Origin of the sequence: Pseudomonas sp. QTF5, assembly GCF_000512695.2 — a bacterium.
Classification (GTDB): Bacteria; Pseudomonadota; Gammaproteobacteria; order Pseudomonadales; family Pseudomonadaceae; genus Aquipseudomonas.
Window position 1 is genome coordinate 49,111 of record NZ_AZRW02000031.1, and the last position, 22,635, is coordinate 71,745.

The 22,635-nt window shown below is 60.6% G+C and carries 10 protein-coding genes and 4 pseudogenes; 7 read left to right on the forward strand and 7 right to left on the reverse strand.

What is annotated here, in order from left to right; all coding sequences use genetic code 11:
- Both IC37_RS21190 and IC37_RS21200 read right to left on the reverse strand, forming a co-directional pair.
- Positions 1-11,289 (reverse strand): annotated as a pseudogene (locus tag IC37_RS21190) (non-ribosomal peptide synthase/polyketide synthase); the annotation flags it as partial.
- A 319-nt stretch (positions 11,290-11,608) separates the two neighbouring features.
- Complete coding sequence (locus IC37_RS21200; protein ID WP_030131469.1) at positions 11,609-12,346, reverse strand: thioesterase II family protein; 738 nt, start codon at positions 12,344-12,346, stop codon at positions 11,609-11,611.
- 144 nt (positions 12,347-12,490) lie between these two features.
- Between IC37_RS21200 and IC37_RS21205 the strand changes: the two genes are divergently transcribed.
- Complete coding sequence (locus tag IC37_RS21205; RefSeq protein ID WP_030131468.1) at positions 12,491-13,624, forward strand: cupin-like domain-containing protein; 1,134 nt, start codon at positions 12,491-12,493, stop codon at positions 13,622-13,624.
- A gap of 100 nt (positions 13,625-13,724) precedes the next feature.
- On the opposite strand, the gene IC37_RS21210 is transcribed toward IC37_RS21205, so the two are convergent.
- A complete protein-coding gene (locus IC37_RS21210) occupies positions 13,725-14,897 on the reverse strand; it encodes an MFS transporter (protein WP_030131467.1) in 1,173 nt (390 codons plus the stop codon).
- Between the two features lie 202 nt (positions 14,898-15,099).
- Between IC37_RS21210 and IC37_RS21215 the strand changes: the two are divergent.
- From IC37_RS21215 to IC37_RS21225, 3 genes and pseudogenes are all read left to right on the forward strand, one after another.
- Positions 15,100-15,311: pseudogene (locus IC37_RS21215) on the forward strand (glycoside hydrolase family 15 protein); the annotation flags it as partial.
- Positions 15,312-15,918: 607 nt separating this feature from the next.
- Positions 15,919-16,308 (forward strand): hypothetical protein, encoded by a 390-nt coding sequence (locus IC37_RS21220; protein ID WP_030131465.1) that lies wholly within the window; start codon positions 15,919-15,921, stop codon positions 16,306-16,308.
- 139 nt (positions 16,309-16,447) lie between these two features.
- A pseudogene (locus tag IC37_RS21225) lies at positions 16,448-16,606 on the forward strand (alpha/beta hydrolase); the annotation flags it as partial.
- Here the strand turns inward: IC37_RS21225 and IC37_RS21230 are convergent.
- Positions 16,575-17,567 carry a GlxA family transcriptional regulator gene (locus IC37_RS21230; protein ID WP_030131464.1) on the reverse strand — a complete coding sequence of 331 codons (993 nt, stop codon included), beginning with the start codon at positions 17,565-17,567 and terminating at the stop codon, positions 16,575-16,577. The pseudogene IC37_RS21225 and the gene IC37_RS21230 sit on opposite strands and share 32 nt — an antisense overlap.
- Positions 17,568-17,658: 91 nt before the next feature.
- Between IC37_RS21230 and inhA the strand changes: the two genes are divergently transcribed.
- A complete protein-coding gene (inhA, locus tag IC37_RS21235; RefSeq protein WP_030131463.1) occupies positions 17,659-18,345 on the forward strand; it encodes an isonitrile hydratase in 687 nt (228 codons plus the stop codon).
- A gap of 701 nt (positions 18,346-19,046) precedes the next feature.
- Here the strand turns inward: inhA and IC37_RS21240 are convergent.
- Positions 19,047-19,526: an SRPBCC family protein gene (locus tag IC37_RS21240; protein WP_030131462.1), complete on the reverse strand. Its 480-nt coding sequence runs from the start codon at positions 19,524-19,526 to the stop codon at positions 19,047-19,049.
- Between the two features lie 299 nt (positions 19,527-19,825).
- Here IC37_RS21240 and IC37_RS21245 point away from each other — a divergent pair, with 299 nt between their 5' ends.
- The gene (locus tag IC37_RS21245) at positions 19,826-20,224 is read left to right on the forward strand and encodes a GFA family protein (RefSeq protein ID WP_030131461.1); all 399 of its coding nucleotides are present in this window, start codon (positions 19,826-19,828) and stop codon (positions 20,222-20,224) included.
- Positions 20,225-20,326: 102 nt separating this feature from the next.
- Complete coding sequence (locus tag IC37_RS21250; protein ID WP_030131460.1) at positions 20,327-20,728, forward strand: lysozyme inhibitor LprI family protein; 402 nt, start codon at positions 20,327-20,329, stop codon at positions 20,726-20,728.
- A 91-nt stretch (positions 20,729-20,819) separates the two neighbouring features.
- On the opposite strand, the gene IC37_RS21255 is transcribed toward IC37_RS21250, so the two are convergent.
- The gene (locus IC37_RS21255) at positions 20,820-21,074 is read right to left on the reverse strand and encodes a DUF1652 domain-containing protein (RefSeq protein ID WP_030131459.1); all 255 of its coding nucleotides are present in this window, start codon (positions 21,072-21,074) and stop codon (positions 20,820-20,822) included.
- A 354-nt stretch (positions 21,075-21,428) separates the two neighbouring features.
- Positions 21,429-22,536 (reverse strand): annotated as a pseudogene (locus IC37_RS21260) (penicillin-binding transpeptidase domain-containing protein); the annotation flags it as partial.
- Positions 22,537-22,635: the final 99 nt, after the last annotated feature.

A 22,635-nucleotide genomic window follows, 5' to 3' on the forward strand; every position in this document is an offset into this window, starting at 1 on the left:
CACCGTGACTTCCTGCTGCCGGATCATCTCCAGCAGCGCTTGCGGATCCTGGGCGGCTTGCTTGTCCACCAGCACCACACGGGCACCGCTGAGCAGCGGCCCGTAAATTTCCAGGCCGAAAATATCGAACGAGAACGTGGTCAGCGACAGCATGCGGTCCTGGGCATCGATGCCCGGTTCCTTGACCATGCTCACCACGAAATTCACCAGCGCCTGATGGCGCACCATCACCCCTTTGGGCTTGCCGGTGGAACCGGAGGTGTAAATCGCATACGCCAGGTGTTCAGCGCTGATCGATACCTGCGGATCGGCTTCGCTGTAACCACGAGCATGCTCACCTTGCGGGTCGAGCAACAGGGTCTGCACACCGGCCGGAATCGGCAGTTGCCCGAGCAAATGCGCTTGGGTCAGCAGCAGTTGCAGACCGCTGTCTTCGATCATGTGCACCAGACGGTCTTCAGGGTATTGCGGGTCCAGCGGCACGTAGGCGCCGCCGGCCTTGAGAATCGCCAACAGACCGATCAGCATTTCCAGGCTGCGATCGATGGCGATACCGACCAATTGATCCGGGCCGACACCCAGTTCGATCAGTCGATGCGACAGTTGGTTGGCCTGGTGATTGAGTTGGGCATAACTCAGAGATTGCCCGGCGAACACCAGTGCCGTGGCCTCTGGTGTTCGCCGGGCCTGGGCTTCGATCAATTGATGGATGCAGCGGTCGGTCGGGTACTCGGCAGCGCTACGGTTCCAGTCCACCAGCACTTGCTGTTGTTCGGTTTCGTCGAGAAGAGCCAACTCACCGAGACAGCATTCACCGGCGTCGACCATCTGGCTCAACAGGTGCTGCAAATGAGCCGCCAGTTGCGCCACAGTCCCCGACGCAAAACTGGCGCGTTGAAAACTGAAGTGCACCGACAATTGCGTGTCGAGGCTCACCAGCAGGGTCAGCGGGTAGTTGGTCTGCTCGAGACTTGCCACCGGACCAAAGCGCAGTCCTGGCGGAGCGCCCTGCTCCAGAGCCTGGGCAATCGGGTAGTTCTCGAACACCAGAATGTTGTCGAACAGCGCTTCACCGCCCTGCCCGGCCCAGCGCTGAATATCGAACAGCGCGGTGTGTTCGAACTCGCGCAATGCCAGGTTTTGCGCCTGCACCGCTTGCAACCAGCTGTTGAGCGATTGCTCGGCCCGAGGGCTTGCGATCACCGGCAAGGTGTTGATGAACAGGCCGATCTGTTGCTCGACACCGGGCAAGTCGGCCGGACGACCGGCGACCGTCGCGCCGAAGGCCACGGTATTTTTACCGGTGTAGCGTTGCAGCAGCAGCAACCAGGCGGCCTGCACCAGCGTGTTGACGGTGACTTTCGAAGCCCGGGCAAACTCGCCCAGACGCCGGGTCTGTTCGACATCCAGCACTTGGTAATGATCGCCGTAGCCCAGGACGTTATCAGCCACCGATGGCCGCGCGACGGTGTGAGCGAGGCGCGTCGGCTCGTCCAGTGCGTGCAGCGCGGGGGTCCAGAACGCTTCACTGGCTGCCATGTCCTGGCGTTGCAGCCAGGCGATGTAATCGCGATAACGCCCGCTGTGACTGGTGTTGAACTGACCGCTGTAACGCTGCAGCACTTCACCGAGCAACTGCGAGTTGCTCCAGCCATCCATCAGGATGTGATGGTTGGTGTAGATCAGGTGATGACGATTGTCATCGATGCGTGCAGTCACCAGCCGCAACAAGGTCGGCGCGCTCAGGTCCAGGTTTTGGCGTTCCGTGTCGGCGAGCGCCTGCAAGGCCCGATCGCGCTGCGGATGCACGCGCAAATCATGCAGGCTGTAAGGCATCTGCGCGTGTTTGCTGACCACTTGTATCGGGTTTTCCAGTTCGCCCTGCCAGACGAATCGCGTACGCAGAATGTCGTGGGCATCCACGGCCGCTTGCCAGGCCTGGTGGAAACGCTCGGGGTCGAGCCCTTCGACGTCCAGGCGTATCTGGTTGATGTAATCGCCGGTGGTTTCTTCGTACACGGCATGGAACAACATGCCCTGCTGCATCGGCGACAATGGATACAGGTCTTCGATCGACTGCGGCGCCAGCGGCAAGCCGTCCAGTTGTGCCTGGCTCAAGCCCGCCAGCGAGAAGTCCGACGGGGTCACGCCGTGATTTCCGGTCTGGCAGCAATGGGCGATCAGCGCTTGCAGTTCCAGTGCGTAATCGTCGGCCAGGCCTTGAATGGTCGCCTCATTGAACCGTTCGCGGCTGAAGGTCCACCCCAGACTCAGTTCGCCGCCATACACCTGACCGTTGAGGGCCAATTGGTTGGCCAATGGCGCACGGGCGTCCAGTTCATCACCGGCCGCTTCACTGGACGGTACGAACAATGCGCCGTCGGCTTCGGTGAAGCTGCCGTCGAACTGGCCCAGGTAGTTGAAGGTCAGGCACGGAACCGGCAATTGGCTGAGGGTTTTACGTGCAGCGTCGTCGCCCAAATGGGCCAGCGCACCAAAACCGATGCCCTTGTTCGGGATCGCTCGCAACTGTTCCTTGATCTGTTTCAGCGAGCCGCCCAGGTCAGCGACCGGCGTCAGTTTCGCCGGGTACAGACTGGTGAACCAGCCGACCGTGCGGGTCAGGTCAACACCGTCGAACAGCTCTTCACGGCCATGACCTTCAAGCTGGATCAATGTGCTGTCGGCGCCGGTCCAGCGCACCATGACGCGGGCCAGTGCGGTCAACAGCAAATCGTTGACCTGGGTGCGATAGGCCGCCGGAGCGTCTTGCAGCAGTTGCCGGGTCAGTTCCTTGTTCAGTTGCGTGCGCACCGTCAGTGCGTGCTTGTTCTGTTGTCCGCCCTCGGGGTTGTCCGACGGCAATGCCACCTCGGCACCTTGCAACTGCTGTTGCCACCAGGCCAGTTCGGCGCGTAGATCAGCACTGCGGGCGTAGGTTTGCAGGTGCTCGGCCCAGACCTTGGCGGCGCTGGTTTTGGCTGGCAATTGCAGGGTTTCGCCGGTCAACAGTTGACGGTAGGCGGTTTGCAGATCGTCGAACAGAATGCGCCACGACACGCCGTCTACCACCAAATGGTGGATCACCAGCAACAGGCGCTGAGTGCCGTCATCGAGGTTAGCCAGCACCGCGCGCAGCAGCGGTCCGTGTTGCAGGTTCAGGCTGCGTTGCGCTTCGTTGGCCGCCGCTTCCAGTGCCGTGGCGTCGGCGACATCGACCGCCCAGACCATCGCCTCGGTCTGGCTGTCCAGCGCGCGGTACTGCGCCTGCCAACCCTCCGCCTGTTCGACGAAGCTCAAGCGCAAGCCATCGTGGTGCACAACCAGCGCACTCAACGCCTGCTCCAACACGTTGGTACTCAGGGTTTGCGTCGGCTTGAGCATCACCGCCTGGTTCCAGTGTTGACGCTCGGGAATGCCCTGTTCGAAGAACACCTGCTGCACCGGCAACAACGCCAGTTCGCCCGTCACCGGCCCTTGATCGATGACCTGAGCCTGCTCACCAAGACGCGCCACCGTGGTCAGCGCCTGAATGGTCTGGTGCTGGAACAGGTCTTTGGGGGTGAAGCGGATACCGGCCTGACGGGCGCGGCTGACCACTTGAATCGAGATGATCGAATCGCCGCCCAGTTCGAAGAAGTTGTCGCTCAAACCGACTTGATCGAGTTTCAGCACGTCCTGCCAGATCGTCGCCAGTTGCTGCTCCAGCAAGCTTTGCGGGGCGACATAGGCTTGCTGCAACTGACTGACCTCGGGCTTAGGCAGGTTCTTGCGGTCGAGTTTGCCATTGGGGGTCAGCGGCAGGCGCTCAAGCTGCAGCAAATAAGCCGGGACCATGTGCGCCGGCAGCTCGACTTTAAGTTGCTCGCGCAGGCTTTGCGCGAAATCGGAACGCTTGGCATTGAGCGCATCGGCCACCACATAGGCCACCAAATGCTTGCCACTGCCGGCGGTGCCTTCGCGAGCGACCACCACGGCTTCGCGCACGCCGCCCTGGGCTTGCAGGCGCGCTTCGATTTCGCCCAACTCGATACGGAAACCGCGAATTTTCACCTGATTGTCGATGCGATCCAGATAATCGAAAGTGCCGTCTACACGCTGACGCACCAGGTCGCCGGTGCGGTACAGCAGGCCACCGACAGCGCTGAACGGATCGGCGACAAACCGTTCCGCCGTCAGCCCCGGACGGTTCAGGTAACCCCGGGCCAGGCCGGTGCCGCCCAGGTACAACTCACCGGCCATGCCTTGGGGCAGCAGGTTCAGGTCGGCGTCCAGCACGTAAGCGCTGCGATCACCGATGCGACTGCCGATCGGCGCATAGGCCGCGCCGCACTGCACCTCGCGTCCGGCCTTCCAGATCAACGGCGTGACCACGGTTTCGGTCGGGCCATAGCCGTTGATGATGTAGTCCGGATCGAGCGCGCGCTTGACCCGCTCGAAACTGGCGTTGGGCACGGCATCGCCGCCGAAGCAGTAGATCCGCACCTTCGGCGGGTTGCCTTCACGCTCGGCATGCTCGGCCAGTTGTTGCAGGTAGACCGGCGGGAACGCCACCACCGTCACGCCGTGTTCGCGCATGGCGTTGTAGGTCTGTTCCGGGGTCCAGAGGCTGTCGTCGCGAATCAGCAGCGAGGCACCGTGGGTCAGGCTGGTCAGCCAACGTTCGTGGGCACCATCGAACGCGAAGGACATGAAGTGGAATTCGCAATCGCTGTCCCGCATTTCATAGCGTTCGCCGATGGCCTGGCAGTGCATCGCCAGCGGGCCATGGGCGACGCTCACGCCTTTGGGGTTACCGGTGGAGCCCGAGGTGTAGATGACGTAAGCGAGGTTCTGCGGATCGAGCTGCACCTTGGGCGCACTGAGGGATTGGCTGCGCAGATCGAGACGGTCGAGCTCCAGCACCGGGACCGAATCATCCACCGGCAACTGCGCAGAGACAGAAGAATCGGTCAGCAACAACGCCAGCCCCGAATCCTTAATCAGATAAGCCAGGCGCTCTCGGGGGTAGCTGGTGTCCAGCGGCACGTAGGCACCGCCGGCCTTGAGTACCGCCAGCAATGCGACGATCACCCCTTCGCTGCGCGGCAAGGCCACGCCAACTCGGCTTTCCGGGCCGACACCCCGCGCGATCAGGGCGTGGGCCAACTGATTGGCGCGTCGGTCGATATCGCCATAACTAAAACGCTGACCGGCGAAGATCACCGCCGTGCGCTCCGGGCGCTGGGCGGCGAGTTCGGCGATGCGTTGGTGCACGGCGATATTCACCGGGTACGGTTGCGGCTGGTTATTGGCCTGTTGCTGAGCGAGTTCGGCGGCGCTGGCCAAGGCGATTTCACCGAGGTTGCGCTCGGCCGACTCGGCGAACTGCTCCAGCAGTTGCAGCAGGTGCGCACTGATGCGCTCGATCGCCGACGTGGAAAAATGCGCCCGGTCGAAGCTGTAATGCAGCGCCAGTGTCTGGCCCAGCGTCACGGCCACGCTCAACGAATAATGGGTTTGTTCAAGGTTGGCGACTTCGCCGAACACCACACCTTGCTCCGCCCCCTGTTGCAGCGCCTGGGCAATCGGGTAGTTCTCGAACACCAGAATATTGTCGAACAGCGCTTCGCCACCCTGCCCTGCCCAGCGTTGAATATCCGCCAGCGGCGTGTGTTCGAATTCCCGCAGGCAGAGGTTTTGCGCCTGTACCGCTTGCAACCAGTTGCCGACGCTCTGATCCGGATGCGGTGCGCCGATCACCGGCAAGGTATTGATGAACAAGCCGACAGCTTGCTCGATACCGGGCAAGTCTGCCGGGCGCCCGGCCACGGTTGCGCCGAAGGCCACGGCTTCGTGGCCGGTGTAGCGTTGCAGCAACAGCAGCCACGCGGCTTGCACCAAGGTGTTGAGGGTGACTTTCTGTTGCCGGGCAAAAGCTTCAAGGCCTTGAGTACGAGCGACCTCCAGAGTCTGGAAGTGATCGCCGTGTCCGCACTGGGTTTCGTTGCCGGACACCACCAGGGCCAGTCGGGTCGGCTCTTGCAAAGAGGCCAACGGCTCGCGCCAGAAGTCCTGGCTCAATTGCCCATCCTGACGTTGCAGCCAACCGATGTAATCGCGATAGCGCCCGACAGAGGACACCGGCGCCCGGCCGCAGTAACGCTGCAAGACTTCGCCGAGCAACTGCGAATTGCTCCAGCCGTCCATCAGGATGTGGTGATGGGTGTAAATCAGGTGCCAACTCTCGGCGGCGGTTTGCACCAGCACCAGCCGCAGCAACGGCGCCTGGCTCAGGTCGAAGCCTTGTTGGCGTTCGGCATCGGCCCGCTCACTCAGGGCGTGAGCCCGATCGCCATGTTCACGCCAGTCGAGCACGGTGAACGGTAATTGAACCTGTTTGTGGACGATCTGCACCGGTTGCTCCAGTTCGCCCTGCCAGACAAAACCTGTGCGCAGGATGTCTTGAGCATCGACAGTGGCCTGCCAGGCCGCGCGGAAACGCTCGGGGTCGATGCCTTGCACATCCACCCGCAGCTGATTGATGTACTCGCCCGCCGCCTGCTCGTAAAGGGTGTGGAACAACAGCCCCTGCTGCATCGGCGATAGCGGGTAGAGGTCGTCGAGTTGCCCGGCGGCCACCGGTAGTGCATCGAGTTGTGCCTGGGTGATGCGCGCCAGCGGGAAGTCCGACGGCGTGGCTTGTGGAGCCTCAAGGGTGCAGCAATGCTCGATCAACGCGTTGAGTTCGACAGCGTATTGATCAACCAGCGATTGGATAGTCGCCGTGTCGAACATCTCGCGGCTGAAGCCCCAGCTCAAGGACAACTCACCGCCGTACACCTGACCTTCGACCGTTAGCCAGTTGGCCAACGGTGCCGACGGATCCTGGGCGGCGCCGCTGCCTTCGCTGGACGGCACAAACAGCGCCGCTTCGTCGAACTGACGGTCGAACTGCCCCAGGTAATTGAAGGTGATGCGCGGCTGCGGCAGGGCCGCCAGTACCGTGCTCGTTTGCGGATCGGCCAGGTAGCGCAGCACACCGTAGCCCAGGCCTTTGTCCGGCACGGCGCGCAGTTGCTCCTTGACGGTTTTGATCGATGCGCCGAGATCACCGGCCGGGATCAGGTTGATCGGGAACAGGCTGGTGAACCAGCCGACGGTGCGGGTCAAATCGATGTCGTCGAACAGGTCTTCGCGGCCGTGCCCTTCGAGCTGGATCAGCGTGCTGCCCTGTCCGGTCCACCGACACACGGCCCGCGCCAGCGCGGTCAGCAGCAGATCGTTAACCTGCGTGCGATACGCCGCCGGTGCCTGTTGCAGCAGTTTGCGGGTTTGTTCGGCGTCGAAGATGAGTTCTACTTTCTGCTCGAAACGGTTTTGCAGTGCACCGTCAGGGCGGTCGCACGGCAAGTCGTTTTGCGGCGCATCGCCCAGTTGTGCCTGCCAATAATCGACACTGTTCTGGAACGTTGGCAGGTGGCTTTGCAGACGCGCCACCCAGCGTTGGTAGGAACTGGTTTTTGCCACCGCCGCCAGCGTCGAGCCGTCGCGAGCCTGGCGATAGAACCGTTGCAGATCCTCCAGCAACACCCGCCACGACACACCGTCCACCGCCAAGTGGTGAATGACCAGCAGCAGCCGCTGAGTGCCGTCGGCCATGCCCACCGACAACGCCCGCAGCAATGGGCCGTTGCTCAGATCAAGACTGCGCTGGGCTTCGTCGCACAAGACATTCAACTCTTCGACGGATTGCGCCGAGCGTTGCCACAACACCGACTCAACGGACGCTGCGCCATAGGCTTGCTGCCAACCAATGTCGGTCCTTTCATAACGCAGACGCAAACCGTCGTGATGCGTGAGCAACTGCGCCAACGCTTGCTCCAGCGCCTCGGCGTCCAGCGTTTCGCGTGGGACCAGCAGCAGCGACTGGTTCCAGTGTTGACGCTGCGCAATGGCTTGCTCGAAGAACCAGTGCTGCACCGGCGCCAGGGCCACCGTACCAACGGCCGGACCTTGATCGATCAGGTTCTGCTCACCGCTGCGGGCCACTTGCGCCAGGCTGCGGATGGTCTGGTGCTGGAACAGGTCTTTGGGGCTCAACACGATGCCCGCCTGACGCGCGCGGCTGACCACTTGCATCGACACAATGGAGTCACCGCCCAGCTCGAAGAAGTTGTCTTCCAGGCCGATGTTGTCGATGGCCAGGACGTCCTGCCAGATCGCTGCCAGCGACTTTTCCAACGCCGTGCGTGGCGCCACGTGTTCGCGTTGCTGCTGGGTGCCGTCGACAGCGGGCAAGGCTTTTCGGTCGAGTTTGCCGTTGGGCGTCAACGGCAATTGTTCGAGGAACAACAGATAAGCCGGAACCATGTAGTCCGGCAAATGTTGGCGCAGGGCGGCTTTCAGGGTTTCACGCAGGCTCGCTTGAGCATCGGCATCGTCCGCCAACACCGCGGCATCGGTCGGCACGATATAGGCGACCAGTTGCTGACTGCCGGCGCCATCTTGAGCCAGCACCGCCAGTTCGCGTACCGCGTCCTGCTGCAACAGCCGCGCTTCGATCTCACCGAGTTCGATGCGAAAACCGCGAATCTTGACTTGATGGTCGATGCGACCGACGTATTGCAGTGCACCATCGACCTGATAACGGGTCAGGTCACCGGTGCGGTACAGGCGCTCGCCATGGCCGGCGAACGGGTTCGGCAGGTACTTCTCGGCCGTCATGCCCGGCCGGCCCAGATAACCGCGGGTGATACCGGCACCGGCCAGGTACAGCTCGGCCGATACGCCCTGAGGCACCGGTTGCAAATCGGCGTCCAGCAAATAGCTGGCGGTGTGCTTGAGCGGCCGACCGATGTTGGCGGTGCCACCGGCCTGGCGGCGAGTCCAAGTGGAATAGGTGGTGTCTTCCGATGGGCCGTAAAGATCGTAGACATGCTCCACGGTCGGTTGCCCATAAAGCGTGTCGACCAGCGACTGGTTGAGCGGCTCACCGGCCAGATTGATGATGCGCACACTCGGCGGGATCTGCCCGTCGCGCTGCAACGCATTGATCGCCGACGGCACGGTGTTGATCAAACGCACCTGATCCCGGGCCGGCAGTTGCGGCAACTCCAGGGCATTGCGCGCGATGATCACCGAGCCGCCGTTGGCCAGGGTGACAAACAGCTCCCACACCGACAGGTCGAAACACACCGAGGTCGACGCCAGCACTCCCTGAATATCATCGCGGCTGTAAACCGACTGCGACCAGTCGATCAGCGCCAGCACATTGCGATGGGCGATGGCCACGCCTTTGGGTTTGCCGGTGGAGCCGGAGGTGTAGATCACGTAAGCCAGATTATCCGGCGTGACGCGGGTCACCGGCGCGCTGCTCGGGTAAGCGGCCAGCCACGGCTCGGCGGCGTCCATCAGCAGCACCTGGGTTTGCGCAGTCACGGGCAGCGTCGCGGCCAACGCCTGTTCGGTTAACAGCACCAAGGCGCGACTGTCTTTGAGCATGTAGGCCACGCGGTCGGCCGGGTAATCCGGGTCCAGCGGCACATAGGCGCCACCGGCCTTGAGCACCGCCAGCAACGCCACCAGCAGGCTGTCGGAGCGCTGCATTGCCACGCCGACCCGCACTTCCGGGCCCACGCCCAACCCGATCAATTTATGCGCCAGACGGTTGGCCTGAGCGTCGAGTTCGGCGTAGGTCAGTTGTTTTGCTGCGAAGGTCACCGCCAGCGCGTCCGGCATGGCCGCGACTTGCCTGGCGATCAGCTCATGGATGCACAGCTTGTCGGCGAAACCTTGGTCAGCGCGATTCCAGTCATGGACGATGCGCTGGTATTCCGCCGTTTCAAGCAACGGTAAATCGCTGATGCGCTGCTGGCTGTCGCTGACCATGCCGTGCAGCAGATGGGTCCAGTGCCGTGCCATGCGGGCGATCGTCGCGGCGTCGAACAGGTCATTGGCGTAGGTCAGCGCGGCGTGCAGTTTGCCGGCCTTTTCATAGGTGTCCAGGGTCAGGTCGAACTGAGTGGTACGCCCTTCCCATTCGATCACGCCCAGCTCCAGGCCCGACGCGGTGGTCACCGTGGATATGTCCGCGACCTGTGGCTGGTGGTTGTACATCACCTGGAACAACGGCGTGTGACTGAGGCTGCGCTCCAGCTTCAACGCTTCCACCAACCGCTCGAACGGCAAGTCCTGATGGGCCTGGGCGCCGAGGGCGGTTTCCTTGATGTCACTGAGCAAATCCGCCACGCGGGTCTGGCCGTCGAGCCGGGTGCGCAGCACTTGGGTGTTGACGAAGAAGCCGATCAGGCCTTCGATTTCACCGCGGTTGCGGTTGGCGATCGGCACGCCGACGCGAATGTCGGTCTGCCCGGTGTAACGGTGCAGCAACGCGTTGAAAGCGCCGAGCAACAGCATGAACAAGGTGATGTTGTGTTTCTGCGCGGTGGCACGCAATTGCTCGGCCAGTTGACCATCGACCCCGAACTCATAACGTGTACCGCGATAACTGGGCATCGCCGGGCGCGGATGATCGGTCGGCAACTCCAGCACCGGATGATCAAAGCCCAATTGTGCTTGCCAGTACTCCAGTTGCCGCGCCTGCTCGCCGGCTTCCAGCCAGCGGCGTTGCCACAAGGCATAGTCGCTGTACTGAATCGGTAACGGCGCGAGCTGCGGTTGCGTGCCTGCATCGTGGGCGTCGTAGCAGCGGATGAACTCATCGATCAGCACATTCATCGACCAGCCATCAGAAACGATATGGTGCAGGGTCAGCAGCAGTACGTGCTCCTGCTCGGCGAGCTTGAGCAGCTTGACCCGCAGCAGCGGCCCGACCGCCAGGTCGAACGGCAGCAGCGATTGCTGCCGGGCGGCCTCGGCCACGGCCTGCTCGCGTTCAAGGGCCGGCAACGCGCTGAAATCGACCTGCTCGATCACCAGCGGCGCACTGGCTGGCACTTGCTGCAGGGTCTCGTCGGCCTGACGCTGGAACAGCGTGCGCAAGGTTTCATGACGCGCCACCAGGCTGGCGAACGCCTGTTCCAGGGCCAGCAGGTTCAACCGCCCGCTCAGGCGCACCGCGCCCGGCAAGTTGTAGGCGCCGCTGTGCGGGTCCAGCTGCCAGAGAAACCACATGCGCTGCTGAGCGTAGGACAGCGCTTGCCGGTCCTCGGCCTCGACCCCTAGCGGAATCGGAAAACGGGCGAAGTCCACGCCCTCCTTGTGCAAGGCCGCAAGGAACATCTGGCGCTTTTCCAGGGGCAACCCGATAAACCGGCGAGCAAGTTTCAAGGAGTCTTCAGCATTCATTTCTTAGCATCCGGATCAGTAGGCAGGAAGCACAAAGGCACGTCGTCCCTTTAAAACGAATGCAGACCGGAAAAATTAGCGTTTGAGAACAAGTATCAGGAAGGGAGGTCGAAGCGGCTGGAATCAGGGATGCAGCGAAGGAATGACGGCCGGACACAGACCTGTGGCGAGGAAGCTTGCTCCCGCTGGGTTGCGAAGCGACCCTAAAATCTGCGACCTCGCTGTATCAGGAATACCGTATTCGCTGGTTTACGACTGCTGCGCAGCCGAGCGGGAGCAAGCTCCCTCGCCACAGAGATCACCAAACTGAAGCATCGTGTTAACCGACAGCCGCCAAGGCATGCCGCCGATGATGAACATCCAGATGATCCTTGATCACCCGTAGCACCTTGGCTTCGTGCTCATGGATGAAGAAGTGTCCACCGGCCAGCATGTCCACCGAAAAGCTGCCATGGGTTTCCTTGCTCCAGCCGATCAACTGCTCGGTGGTGGCCTTGTCGGACGTGCCCCCCAGCACGTGCACCGGGCATTTGAGCAATGGCCGCTGCACCGGCTGAAAACGTCCGCACAACAGAAAGTCCGCGCGCAGGATCGGCAGTGTCAGGCTCATCAGCTCTTCATTGGCCAGCACCTCTTCGCTGGTGCCATTGAGCGTTCGTAGCTGCTCGATCAACTGCGCATCGGTTTTCGGCTCGGCAAAGCCGCGGTCGTAGTCGGCGCGCATCGTTGGCGCCGCCGTTCCCGAGGCAAACAGGGCCACCGGCTCCGGGCAGCCCAGCGCACGAAAGGCGTGGGCCATCTCGCACGCCAGCAAGGCGCCCAGGCTATGACCAAACAAGGCGTAGGGCGCCTTGAGCGTCGAGCGCAGCTCCCCGGCCAGGTGCATCGTCAGTGTGCGCATATCGGTGTGCAGCGGTTCGCCAAACCGTGCACCACGCCCCGGCAACTCTACCGGCTGCAACTGCAGCCATTGCGGCAACTTGCGCCGCCAGCGGCTGTAGACCATAGCGCTGGCGCCAGAATACGGCAGGCACAGCAGGGTCAGCTCGGTCACCACATTTACCTCAGAAAGTCGTCTGTAAGGGAGAACGGTCCAGACGCGGCGCAAATTAGTCAGCGCCGGTTAAATTTCCGCTGCAGGTTATCGTCCCCTGTTAAGACCAAAACCAGCTCAGACCAAAACCAACAAGGGGCAAAAGCCGTGGACCTGCAGACCATCCTGGGCAAACTGTTCGCCAATGCCGGTGCCGTCGGCATCGACGGGGTTTTTCAATTCGTGTTCGGTCCGCACCAGGCGTACTGGTCCGAGGTCAAGGCCAGCACCAACACCGAAGCCGGCCTGCATGCCAGCCCCGACGTGACCATCGAAGTCGCGGAAAAAGACTTTCTCGGGATCATGGGCGGCACGGCCAACGTCGAGGAGTTGTTCGCCAGCGGCCGCTTGAAAGTCGGTGGCAACATGGGCCTGGCGACGATGCTGCCGCAGATCATCGATCACTCCCGCCATGGTGGCGGCGTGGTGGAAAAGGTCGACATGAACAAGCGCTACCCGACCCCGCCGCGTTTCAGCGAAAAGATCTCCGCGAGCCTGCCGACCCAACGCTTGGTGGAGCGCCGGCCGCGCAGCGAGTTGTCGGTGCTGGAGTTCGAAACTCGTTACCTGCCCCACGGTGTTCCGCTGGTGATCAGCGATGCCCTGCAAGACTGGCCCTTGTTCAAGCTCAGCCGCGAAGAGTCGCTGGTGCATTTTGCCGAACTGCAAGGCATCACCCGCCACGGCGATTACGTGAAGAAAACCTTCTCCACGGAACGGGATTTCCGCTCTACCTCCATGGCCGCGTTCATCGCTTCCCTGGACACCCCAGCGGTCAAAAGCGCCGGTGGCGAACCTCCGGCGTACATGGGCAACAATATCCTGCCAGCGCAATTGATGGAGCAGATCAAATACCCGCCCTACTTCGATCAAACGCTGTTCATCCCGCCACGCATCTGGATCGGCCCCAAAGGCACGCTTACGCCGCTGCATCGCGATGACACCGATAATCTGTTCGCTCAGGTCTGGGGCCAGAAAACCTTCACCCTTGCCGCGCCTCATCACCGAGAAGCCCTTGGAACCTGGTCCACGGCGCCTCAGGGTGGGCTGGACGGTTGTGATTTCAATCCGGATGCGCCGGATTATCAACGCTTTCCCGGCGCGCAGGACGTGACATTTCTGCGGGTGACCCTGGAGGCCGGCGACCTGCTGTTTCTACCCGAAGGCTGGTTCCATCAAGTGGAATCGGTGTCGACTTCGTTGTCGGTGAATTTCTGGGTGAACTCTGGAAGGGGCTGGTAACCCGACATCGCTTGTGGGAGCAAGCCCTGCATTGCCCCGATTGTGCCCGACACATAACCCCTGTGGGAGCCATCAAGGCAGTTGCTCCCACCGTCTATCTTCATTTCAAATGGCGGAAACTCTGCACCGCCGAACCCAACACCACGGCACCGGCGGCAATCGCCACCCAGAACCCGCTGCGCGCACCGAACGCATCCACCAGCCAGCCCGAACTGGCCGCACCGATCGCCACGCCAATGCTCAAACCGGTGACCAGCCAGGTCAGGCCTTCGGTGAGCTTGGCCGGCGGCACGATGCGCTCCACCAGCGCCATGGCCACAATCAGGGTCGGGGCAAAGAACAGACCGGCGACGAACACCGCCAGCGACAGCCCGAAAATATTGGCCGCCAACAGCAACGGCAACGTGGTCACCGCTGTCGCCATCCCGCCGTAGAGGAACAGTAGAGGCAGTGGCAGTTTCGAGCGCAACGCGCCAAATGCCAACCCGGCCAGGCACGAACCGATGGCATACACCGAGAGCACAATGCTCGCCGCCGCCGGTTGCCCCTGCTGCTCGGCGAAGGCGACGCTGACCACATCCACCACACCGACGATGGTGCCCAAGGCAACCATCAACAGTATCAGCAACTGGATCTCGCTCGAACGGATGATCGAGCCCTGATGGTGCTCTTCATGAGGATGCACCGGTGGCTCGGTGCCGCGCTGCAGAACAAACGCCGTGACCCCGATCGCCAGCATCAGCAACGCCGCCAATGGCCCCGCCTCCGGGAACGCCACCACACACAACCCCACCGACAGCGGCGGCCCGACAATAAAGCAGAGTTCGTCCAGCACCGATTCCAGCGCATAAGCGGTTTGCAACTCAGGACGGCCGCGATACAACTCGGTCCAACGCGCCCGCACCATCGCCGACATGCTCGGCATGCAACCGGCCAGCGCGGCAAACGCAAACAACGTCCAGTGCGGCGCCTGCAACCGGGTACAGAGCAACAGCATCAACAACGCCCCGCCACCGACCAGTGCCGACACCGGCAAGATCCGGCTTTGCCCAAAACGGTCCACCAGCCGAGAGACCTGCGGCGCACAAAATGCCGTGGCCAAGGCAAAGGTCGCGGCGATGGAGCCGGCCAGGCCGTAACCGCCCTTCAATTGCGAGAGCATGGTGATCAGGCCGATGCCGGTCATGGAAATCGGCATGCGCGCGATCATGCCGGCCAGGACAAAGGCGCGTGCACCTGGGGCGTGGAACAGCTCGCGGTAGGGGTTTGCCATGGGATCCGGCCTCAACTAGGGCCTGCAACTTGCCACAAATATCTGCCCCGGGGAAAGCGTCGAATTGTTGGTTGAGTGTGAACGGCGGTTTGCCGGCAAATGAACTCTCTGCGGCCCAAACCGGTCAGCTAGTTAGGCCCTCAGATCCCGGAGCTCTGCGGCAATGGCTGATCATTCCGAACGACAAAGCGCCATCGATGCCCACGGCATCGCGACGCCGGTACGCATCGGTAATCAGGCCTGGGATCAAATCCAGCTCGACATCTTCGGCGAGCTGATGGACGCGGTGTATCTGGTCAACAAGCACGGTGAAGCGATTTCCCATGAGGCTGGAAACACACCGTGGAAGTGGTCGATCAGGTCTGCGAAACCTGGCAGCAAAAAGACGTCGGCATCTGGGAAATGCGTGGCGAGCACTGACGCATCTGGCGCTGATCAGCGCGGCGAGTTTTCTGAACAGGAAGTTGAGTGGAGAGAAAAACTTTTGGCAGCCTTGAGACCGCGTCGCCTGCTTCGCGGGCAAGCCTCGCTCCTACAGACTCACGCTGGATCTGGGAGCGAGGCTTGCCCGCGAAAGGGCCATCAGCCCCACCACAAGACTAACTGTCGCCAAAACCCGTCGGAAATGCCTGCTTTCACCGCATTTTTTTGTAGGAAAAAGGCTTGCCCGCAATAAACAAAAACCCGCTCTACCTGACACTACTTATCCCCTGTGGCGAGGGAGCTTGCTCCCGTTGGGGCGCGCAGCGCCCCCCCCTGAATCTCAACCATTATTTCTCCAGAAACACCGTGTTTCCTGGTGTTACGACTGCTGCGCAGCCGAACGGGAGCAAGCCCCCTCGCCACAGGATCGTGTAGGCCGAACACCTACATTTACTAAACAATCCTGCCCAATCAACACGCAGTAACTCATTCCTACATCCAGAAATACCTTGTTGCCAGCGCCTACATCCATCCCTAACATCCACGCTCAACGGGCACAGCGGAGCTGTCCAACAAAACCCGAATTCAAGGAACCAGAATGACCCAGCGCATCCATCGCAGCATCGACACCCCACTCCGATCAGGCCTGAACCGGGAAGAATTGTGGGAGGGCCACGACAAAGGCCTGATCAAATGCTGGGAAATCGGCCGCCAACGCGCCGCCCGCTTCCCCGACCTTGCCCAACAATGCCTCACCGGCGAACTTCCGGTGCTGGGCTGGAAAGGTGGCGTCAGCCGCAGCCTGAAGAAACTCGAAAAATACGGATCCCTCAAATACCTTGCCGAATGGCAGGGGTTGCGTGGGGAAAATCTGGATATTGATCTGAGTGCAGAGCGGGCGTTGACTTGTTCCAGGACAAAAATGGTCGTGACGTTTACGCCGGATCGGTCGAAGTATTTCAATCAGGTGGCAGACGTGGAAGCCTGAGGATAAGGCCCCGGGTCGATTTGAATCAGCCCTCTCAAAACAGCCATTCTGGAACGCTCAATGAACAATGACGCGCTGATCCACTATGCACTGACACCCAGCCTCAATCTCGCCTACGAAGCGCACGGCCCCGCCGCCGGCGACCCGGTCATTGGGCCCCGCGTTTGAGATCGATGAAGACGCTAAACGTTTTACCGGCCCTTACGAACGCCGGGTGCTGGCGGGCGTCGGGCATAACATTGCCGAAGAAGCGCCCGAGGCGACCCTCAAGGCATTACTGGATCTGCTGGAGAGCTGACGGAAAAGCGCTCGCGATAGGCTTGCGGCGTCACACCCATGGCTCGCAAAAAACTACGGCGCAAGGTTTCTTCACTGCCAAACCCGCATTGCACCGCGACCCGTTTGATCGGTACACCGGTGTCGCTGAGCAGTCTTCGCGCGGTCTCGACTCGAATCAGCTCGATGGCCCGCGCCGGGGTCTGGCCGGTGTCGGCGCGGTAGTGACGAACGAAGCTGCGCTCGCTCATGCCGGCCTGCAAGGCCAAGGTCGGGATACCGAGGTCCTTGGTGAGATTTTCGCTGATCCAGGCGTGAAGTTCGTCAAAGCGGTTGCCTTCCTTTTGCAGGGATAGGGTCACACTGAACTGCGACTGGCCTCCCGGACGCTTGAGAAACACCACCAGTTGCCGGGCGACCTCCAGGGCCATGGTTCGCCCTAGATCTTCTTCGACCATCGCCAGGGCCAGGTCGATGCCCGCGGTAACCCCGGCCGAGGTCCAGACCGGGCCGTCGTTGATGAAGATCGGGTTAGGTTCGACCTGTAGTTTTGGATGCTGGTGCGCCAATTGTTCGCAACGGGTCCAGTGCGTCACCACCCGCCGACCGTCGAGCCAACCGCTGGCCGCCAGCAAAAAAGCCCCGGTGCACACCGACGCCACCCGCCGGCATTCCATCGCGTGCTCACGCACCCATGTCACCTGCGACTCGTCTTTTGCCGCTGCGTAAACGCCCCAGCCACCGGCAATGATCAAGGTATCGCTGCCCCGATCCGGCAGCGGCTCAGCCAACAACGCCAACCCCGCCGATGACATCACCACCCCACCACCGCTGGCAATCACCGACGGCGCATAGGGCGGCGGCAAACCTTGCTGGCGCGCAATGTCGTTGGCCGAGGCGAATACCTGCAACGGCCCGGTGACGTCGAGCAGTTGCACGTAGGCAAAGGCCAGCACATGAATGGTTTTCGGGTTGTTTGGCATGTTTGGCGTAATTCGTGGGGTTATTGGCGTATGCGCCAGATCCTACGAGCCTACAGTGAAGCCGTCCACCCTAACCAGGAGAAAAAGCGCCATGACGTTGCAGATCGGTTTTCTGTTGTTCCCACAGCTTCAACAACTGGACCTGACCGGCCCTTATGACGTGCTGGCCTCGCTGCCGGACGTGAAGGTGCATCTGATCTGGAAAGACCTGGTCCCGATCACCGCGAGTACCGGGCTGGTGTTGAAACCGACCATCACCTTCGACGATTGCCCGCCACTGGATGTGATCTGCATTCCCGGCGGCAGCGGCGTCGGGCCGTTAATGGAGGATGACGAAACCCTGGCCTTCATCAAGGCACAGGCCGCCATGGCGCGGTATGTCACCTCGGTCTGCACCGGCGCACTGGTGCTTGGCGCGGCAGGGTTGCTCAAGGGCAAACGCGCCACCACTCACTGGGCGTATCACGAATTACTCGGGGTTTTAGGAGCGATCCCGGTGAACGATCGGGTGGTGCGCGACGGCAACCTGTTGACCGGTGGCGGGATCACCGCGGGGATCGATTTTGCCCTGACCCTGGCCGCTGAGTTGTTCGATAAGGACACGGCGCAATTGGTGCAGTTACAGCTGGAATATGCCCCGGCACCACCATTTGCTTCGGGAAGTCCCGACACAGCGCCGGTCAGCGTGCTGGATGAAGCCCGCAAACGCGCTGCCGCGTCATTGAAATTGCGCTCGAAAATCACCGAACGTGCAGCGGCGAAACTCGATCGCCAGTAAAGAAATGGCTGCGGGAGTTATCCCCCCGCAGCCAGTCACTCAGGCTGCCCTTGGCCGGTAAAGTGATCGAGGCCAGCCCGGATCGGTCTTATCTGTGAAAGACCTGCAGCAGCTGCCGAACGCAGCCTTCGGCAGTTACTACAAGGGATCGGGTTTTCAGTTTTCTGAAGACGAAAAAAAACCCGCCTAAGCGGGTTTCTCAAGACCATTGCGACATCCTGTCGGCAGCCATCCTGGCGTATGGTCGATCATCCGTGATCCTGAGCACGTCCTGTGCTTCAGTTGATGGATCCAGATTAGACGCATCGGTGAAGCATCAAAAGACGACATACCACTGGCTGCGTGTAAGCCATTGACCATTCAACGCCTGAAACCTGCATTTGTAGCAGCTGCAGCTGCTACAAAAAACCGAGCGGCAGTTTTCCGCAGGCGAAAAAAAACCCGCCGAAGCGGGTTTTTCCCAAGACCATATCGACTCCCTGTCGGCAGCGATCCTTGCTATGGTCGATCATCCGTGACCCTGGAGCACTTCCTGTGCTTCAGTTGATGGGGCTAGATTACGCTTGGGATCCAATCTGCAATAGACGACATAGCTACTACCGCGTGTAAGACATTCGCTATAGCCGCCCTTCCGAAAACCCTTAGACGAATCAGTCATCATCCGCTGAAGCCACGAGTTTCATGGCCTGCAGCCATTAACCTCACTGACGCTCGTGTTCCTTGGTGTCTACCAGAAATTTTTCGATATTGCTCATCTGCTCATCCCAACCCCGGCTATCCATGCGGAACGCCTTGAGCCTGCGCGACTGAGGGATGTGATCAAAGCCGGACTCGACGACCGTCAACAACGTGCCTTCGTCCATATCCTGGAGTTCGAACTTCACCAGCGTGGTGGGCTCCTGGGAGTAATCGGTATCGGCTTCGACTGCATACGGGTGCCAGCGAAACGAAAACACCCGCTCCGGCTCGACCCGCTCCACCAGTACATTCCACAACAAGTGCTCATAACCAGGATAAGTAATCTGCCCCTGGGTCCACTCGCCGGCGACAAAGCGCTTACCTTCGAGTGCCACGCCGAACCATTGCCCAAAGGCTTCGGCGTTGGCCAGCACACGCCAGACCTGCGAGCGCGGCACCTTGAGCAGGATTTTCCTTTCGATGCGATCTGATGCTGGGTTCATAAGTCACCTCCTGTATTGAACAGTAGGCCTGTAAAGACCATAAGACCAACCTAAAAGTTGTATCAAACGGGTGCCGCAATCACCCGTACCTGAAATATTCGGCCTCAGTTTTAGCCATAAGTTCTGGTTTGAAGGGGGAGTCAGCGGGCTGAAACTGCTAACGTTTGCAGCGAGGTGGAACCCGGAACCCATTATGGCCTTCAAGTCATTCCCTGACGCTGGCTGCGAAATTGCACCAGAGCGACGCTTCGGGCCGCCACCGCTGCCGACATCCCAGCCACGCAACCAGGAAAAGCCCCATGAATAATTTGCATGGCAGCTGCTTGTGCAAAGCCATCGAATACGAACTTGATAGCCTCGACATGCCCATCAGTCACTGCCACTGCCACACCTGTCGCAAGGCACACGCAGCGGCATTCGCCTCGACGGCCGGGGTCATGCGTGAGCATTTTCGCTGGCTAAAAGGACAGGACCGGCTAAGCACCTACGAGTCGTCGCCGGGCAAGCTTCGGCATTTCTGTTCGATCTGCGGATCGCATCTGATGGCGGAACGCTTGGCCCAACCCCATGTAATCGTTCGCGTGGCGACTCTCGACGATGATCCGAAAATGACACCTCAGGCTCATATCTGGACGGCCCATGACGTGCCCTGGCTTGAATATGAATCAAATGAGAAGTGTCCTGAATGGCAGGCATAGTTTTCCGGAGACACCATAAGGGTTACGTCAGGCCCTGATTTGTTGGCTGGCGGCGCCCCGCTACACTGCCCCCCAACTTTCCATCATCACAACGAGCCCACCATGCTTCCACGTTTTCTCCTTGCGTTGACGCCGCTGTTGTTCACTCCTCTTGCGCATGCCATCGACTGCGACAACGCCACCGACCAGGGGACGATGAATCAGTGCGCAGCGCAGCAGTACAAGGCGGCCGACAAGGAGCTGAATGCGCTTTATCAGCAGATCACCACGCGGTTGAAGGACAATCCCGATGCCAAAAAGCTGTTGGTCGGTGCACAGCGCTCATGGATTGCGTTTCGCGATGCCGAGTGCAAATTCTCGGCGTCCGGGGTGGCGGGTGGCAGCGTGTATCCGCTGATCTATAGCAGCTGCACCACTGAGCTGACAAAGGCGCGGGTCGAGGCGTTCAGGACTTACCTGAAGTGTCAGGAAGGGGATTTGAATTGTCCGGTACCTGGGGCTTGATGCTGCGGTGTTCTTGAGGGCCTCTTCGCGGGCAAGCCCGCTCCTACTGGATACACGCCGCACCGCCAACGTCGCGCGGCGTGACGCAGGTTCAACGGTAAAACGGAGGGTGAATGCCTTTGTGAGCCTCGATTTCTTGCCGCATATCAGCCACTAGCGACGCGATCGCGTGGGGGCTATCCAGTGTCCATACCGGAACATGGGTGGCCACCAGATCCACTTTCCCGGTCATGCAATCGCAGACCCGTATTGTCAAGGACTGGTCCGCCTCCATGCTGCAAGTGCACACAGCGGGCAAAAAACTATGTTCAATGATGTTTTGAATTTCCAGGGTTGAAAGGAACATCGCTACCTCCCTCACGCAAGGTGTGTGGCCGGGCAAATGATCCCTCATTCACCTATTAGCCCGAAAATTCTAATCCTCAATAGCAGGTGTCTCAAGACCGTAACAGGTTGCTCGTCGCCTCATTGGTTGTCGCGATTTGCGACAATACTTGGAGGCTCCTTGCATCATACAAAACCCGCCGACAAAGGACTCTGTGGTGCCACAGGCTCCGCGCTGGATGTCGCCCTGCGAGCAATAAATCAGTACTGAGATGCAGGAGAAGTCGGTCAGAGGTCGAGGTAATGTTCGCAGCAATCGATTAACCCGCCAGCACATGCTGAATATTTGTGAACCAGCGCTATGAAACCTGGATCCTTAGACGTGAGGGTCGCCTGGCGTTTTGCTCGGTGCGGCGTATTGCGGCTTCAGGTGGCCGTCCTGATCGAGCAGCCAGGCGTCCATGATGTGCCGTACCACGGGACCGGCGACGCGACCTCCCGCCTCGCCGTTTTCGATCATGACCGAGATGACAATCTTCGGATGCTCGGCCGGGGCGAAACCGACGAACAACGCATTGTCACGGTTGCGCTCCAGGGTTTCACCCGGTTGTAGCGCTCACCCTGCTTGATCGCCACCACTTGTGCAGTCCAGCTCTTGCCGGCGATGCGATACTGAGCCCCCGCCGCTGCCGCTCGGGCAATTCCGCGAGCATCGTGCATCACCATCTGCATGCCGTGGGACCTGCTCCCAGTCACGCGGGTCCTTGAGCAAAATGTTGGGCATCGGATGCTCCCGCTACGCCATCCACCGTTTTGGCCAGATGCGATCGGTTCCATACACCTTTGTTGGCGATCAGCGCGGTGGCTTGGGCCACAGCTGCAGGGGCGAGACCTGCATGTAGCCCTGGCCGATGCCGAGGATCACTGTCTCGCCGGGGAACCACGGCTGACGGCGTGTTGCGCGTTTCCAGGCCTGGGATGGCATCAATCCCGGAGACTCTTCGAACATGTCCAGCGAAACCTTCTCGCCGAGGCCGAACATCGCCATGTAGTCGTGCAGACGGTCGATGCTCAGCTTATGCGCCAGATCGTAGAAGTAGGTGTCGTTGGAGCGCATGATCGCCGCGTCCATGTCCACCCAGCCATCGCCACTGTGGTTCCAGTTACGGTATTTATGAGGATTGGGTGCCACGATATTCCACCGTATCCAGGGCTTTGGATTCTTTCTCGTTGATGCGGCCGACGTAATCGATCGAATGGGCAAAGTGCGCGCCCATTGGGCCCATTGGGTAGTGGCGAACGAACTGTGGCTCTACATCGATTCCTGGCAAACGGAACTCGTTGACTGCCAGCACCGCGATCTGTTCTTCGCTGAGTTCATAGAACAAGGTAACTGGCACGAAGGGGTGTCGAGCCTGCTTCATCGCCTTGTCGAACAGTGTGCGGTCTTCTGCCGGCAGGTGCAGGAGGTTGACCACGTCATCATAGCGGTTGGGCTATCCCTTTATTTTCCACCGCACTTTCCTGCGGACAAAACAAAACCCCTACCTGCATACGCAGATAGGGGTTTCGGAATTTAATCT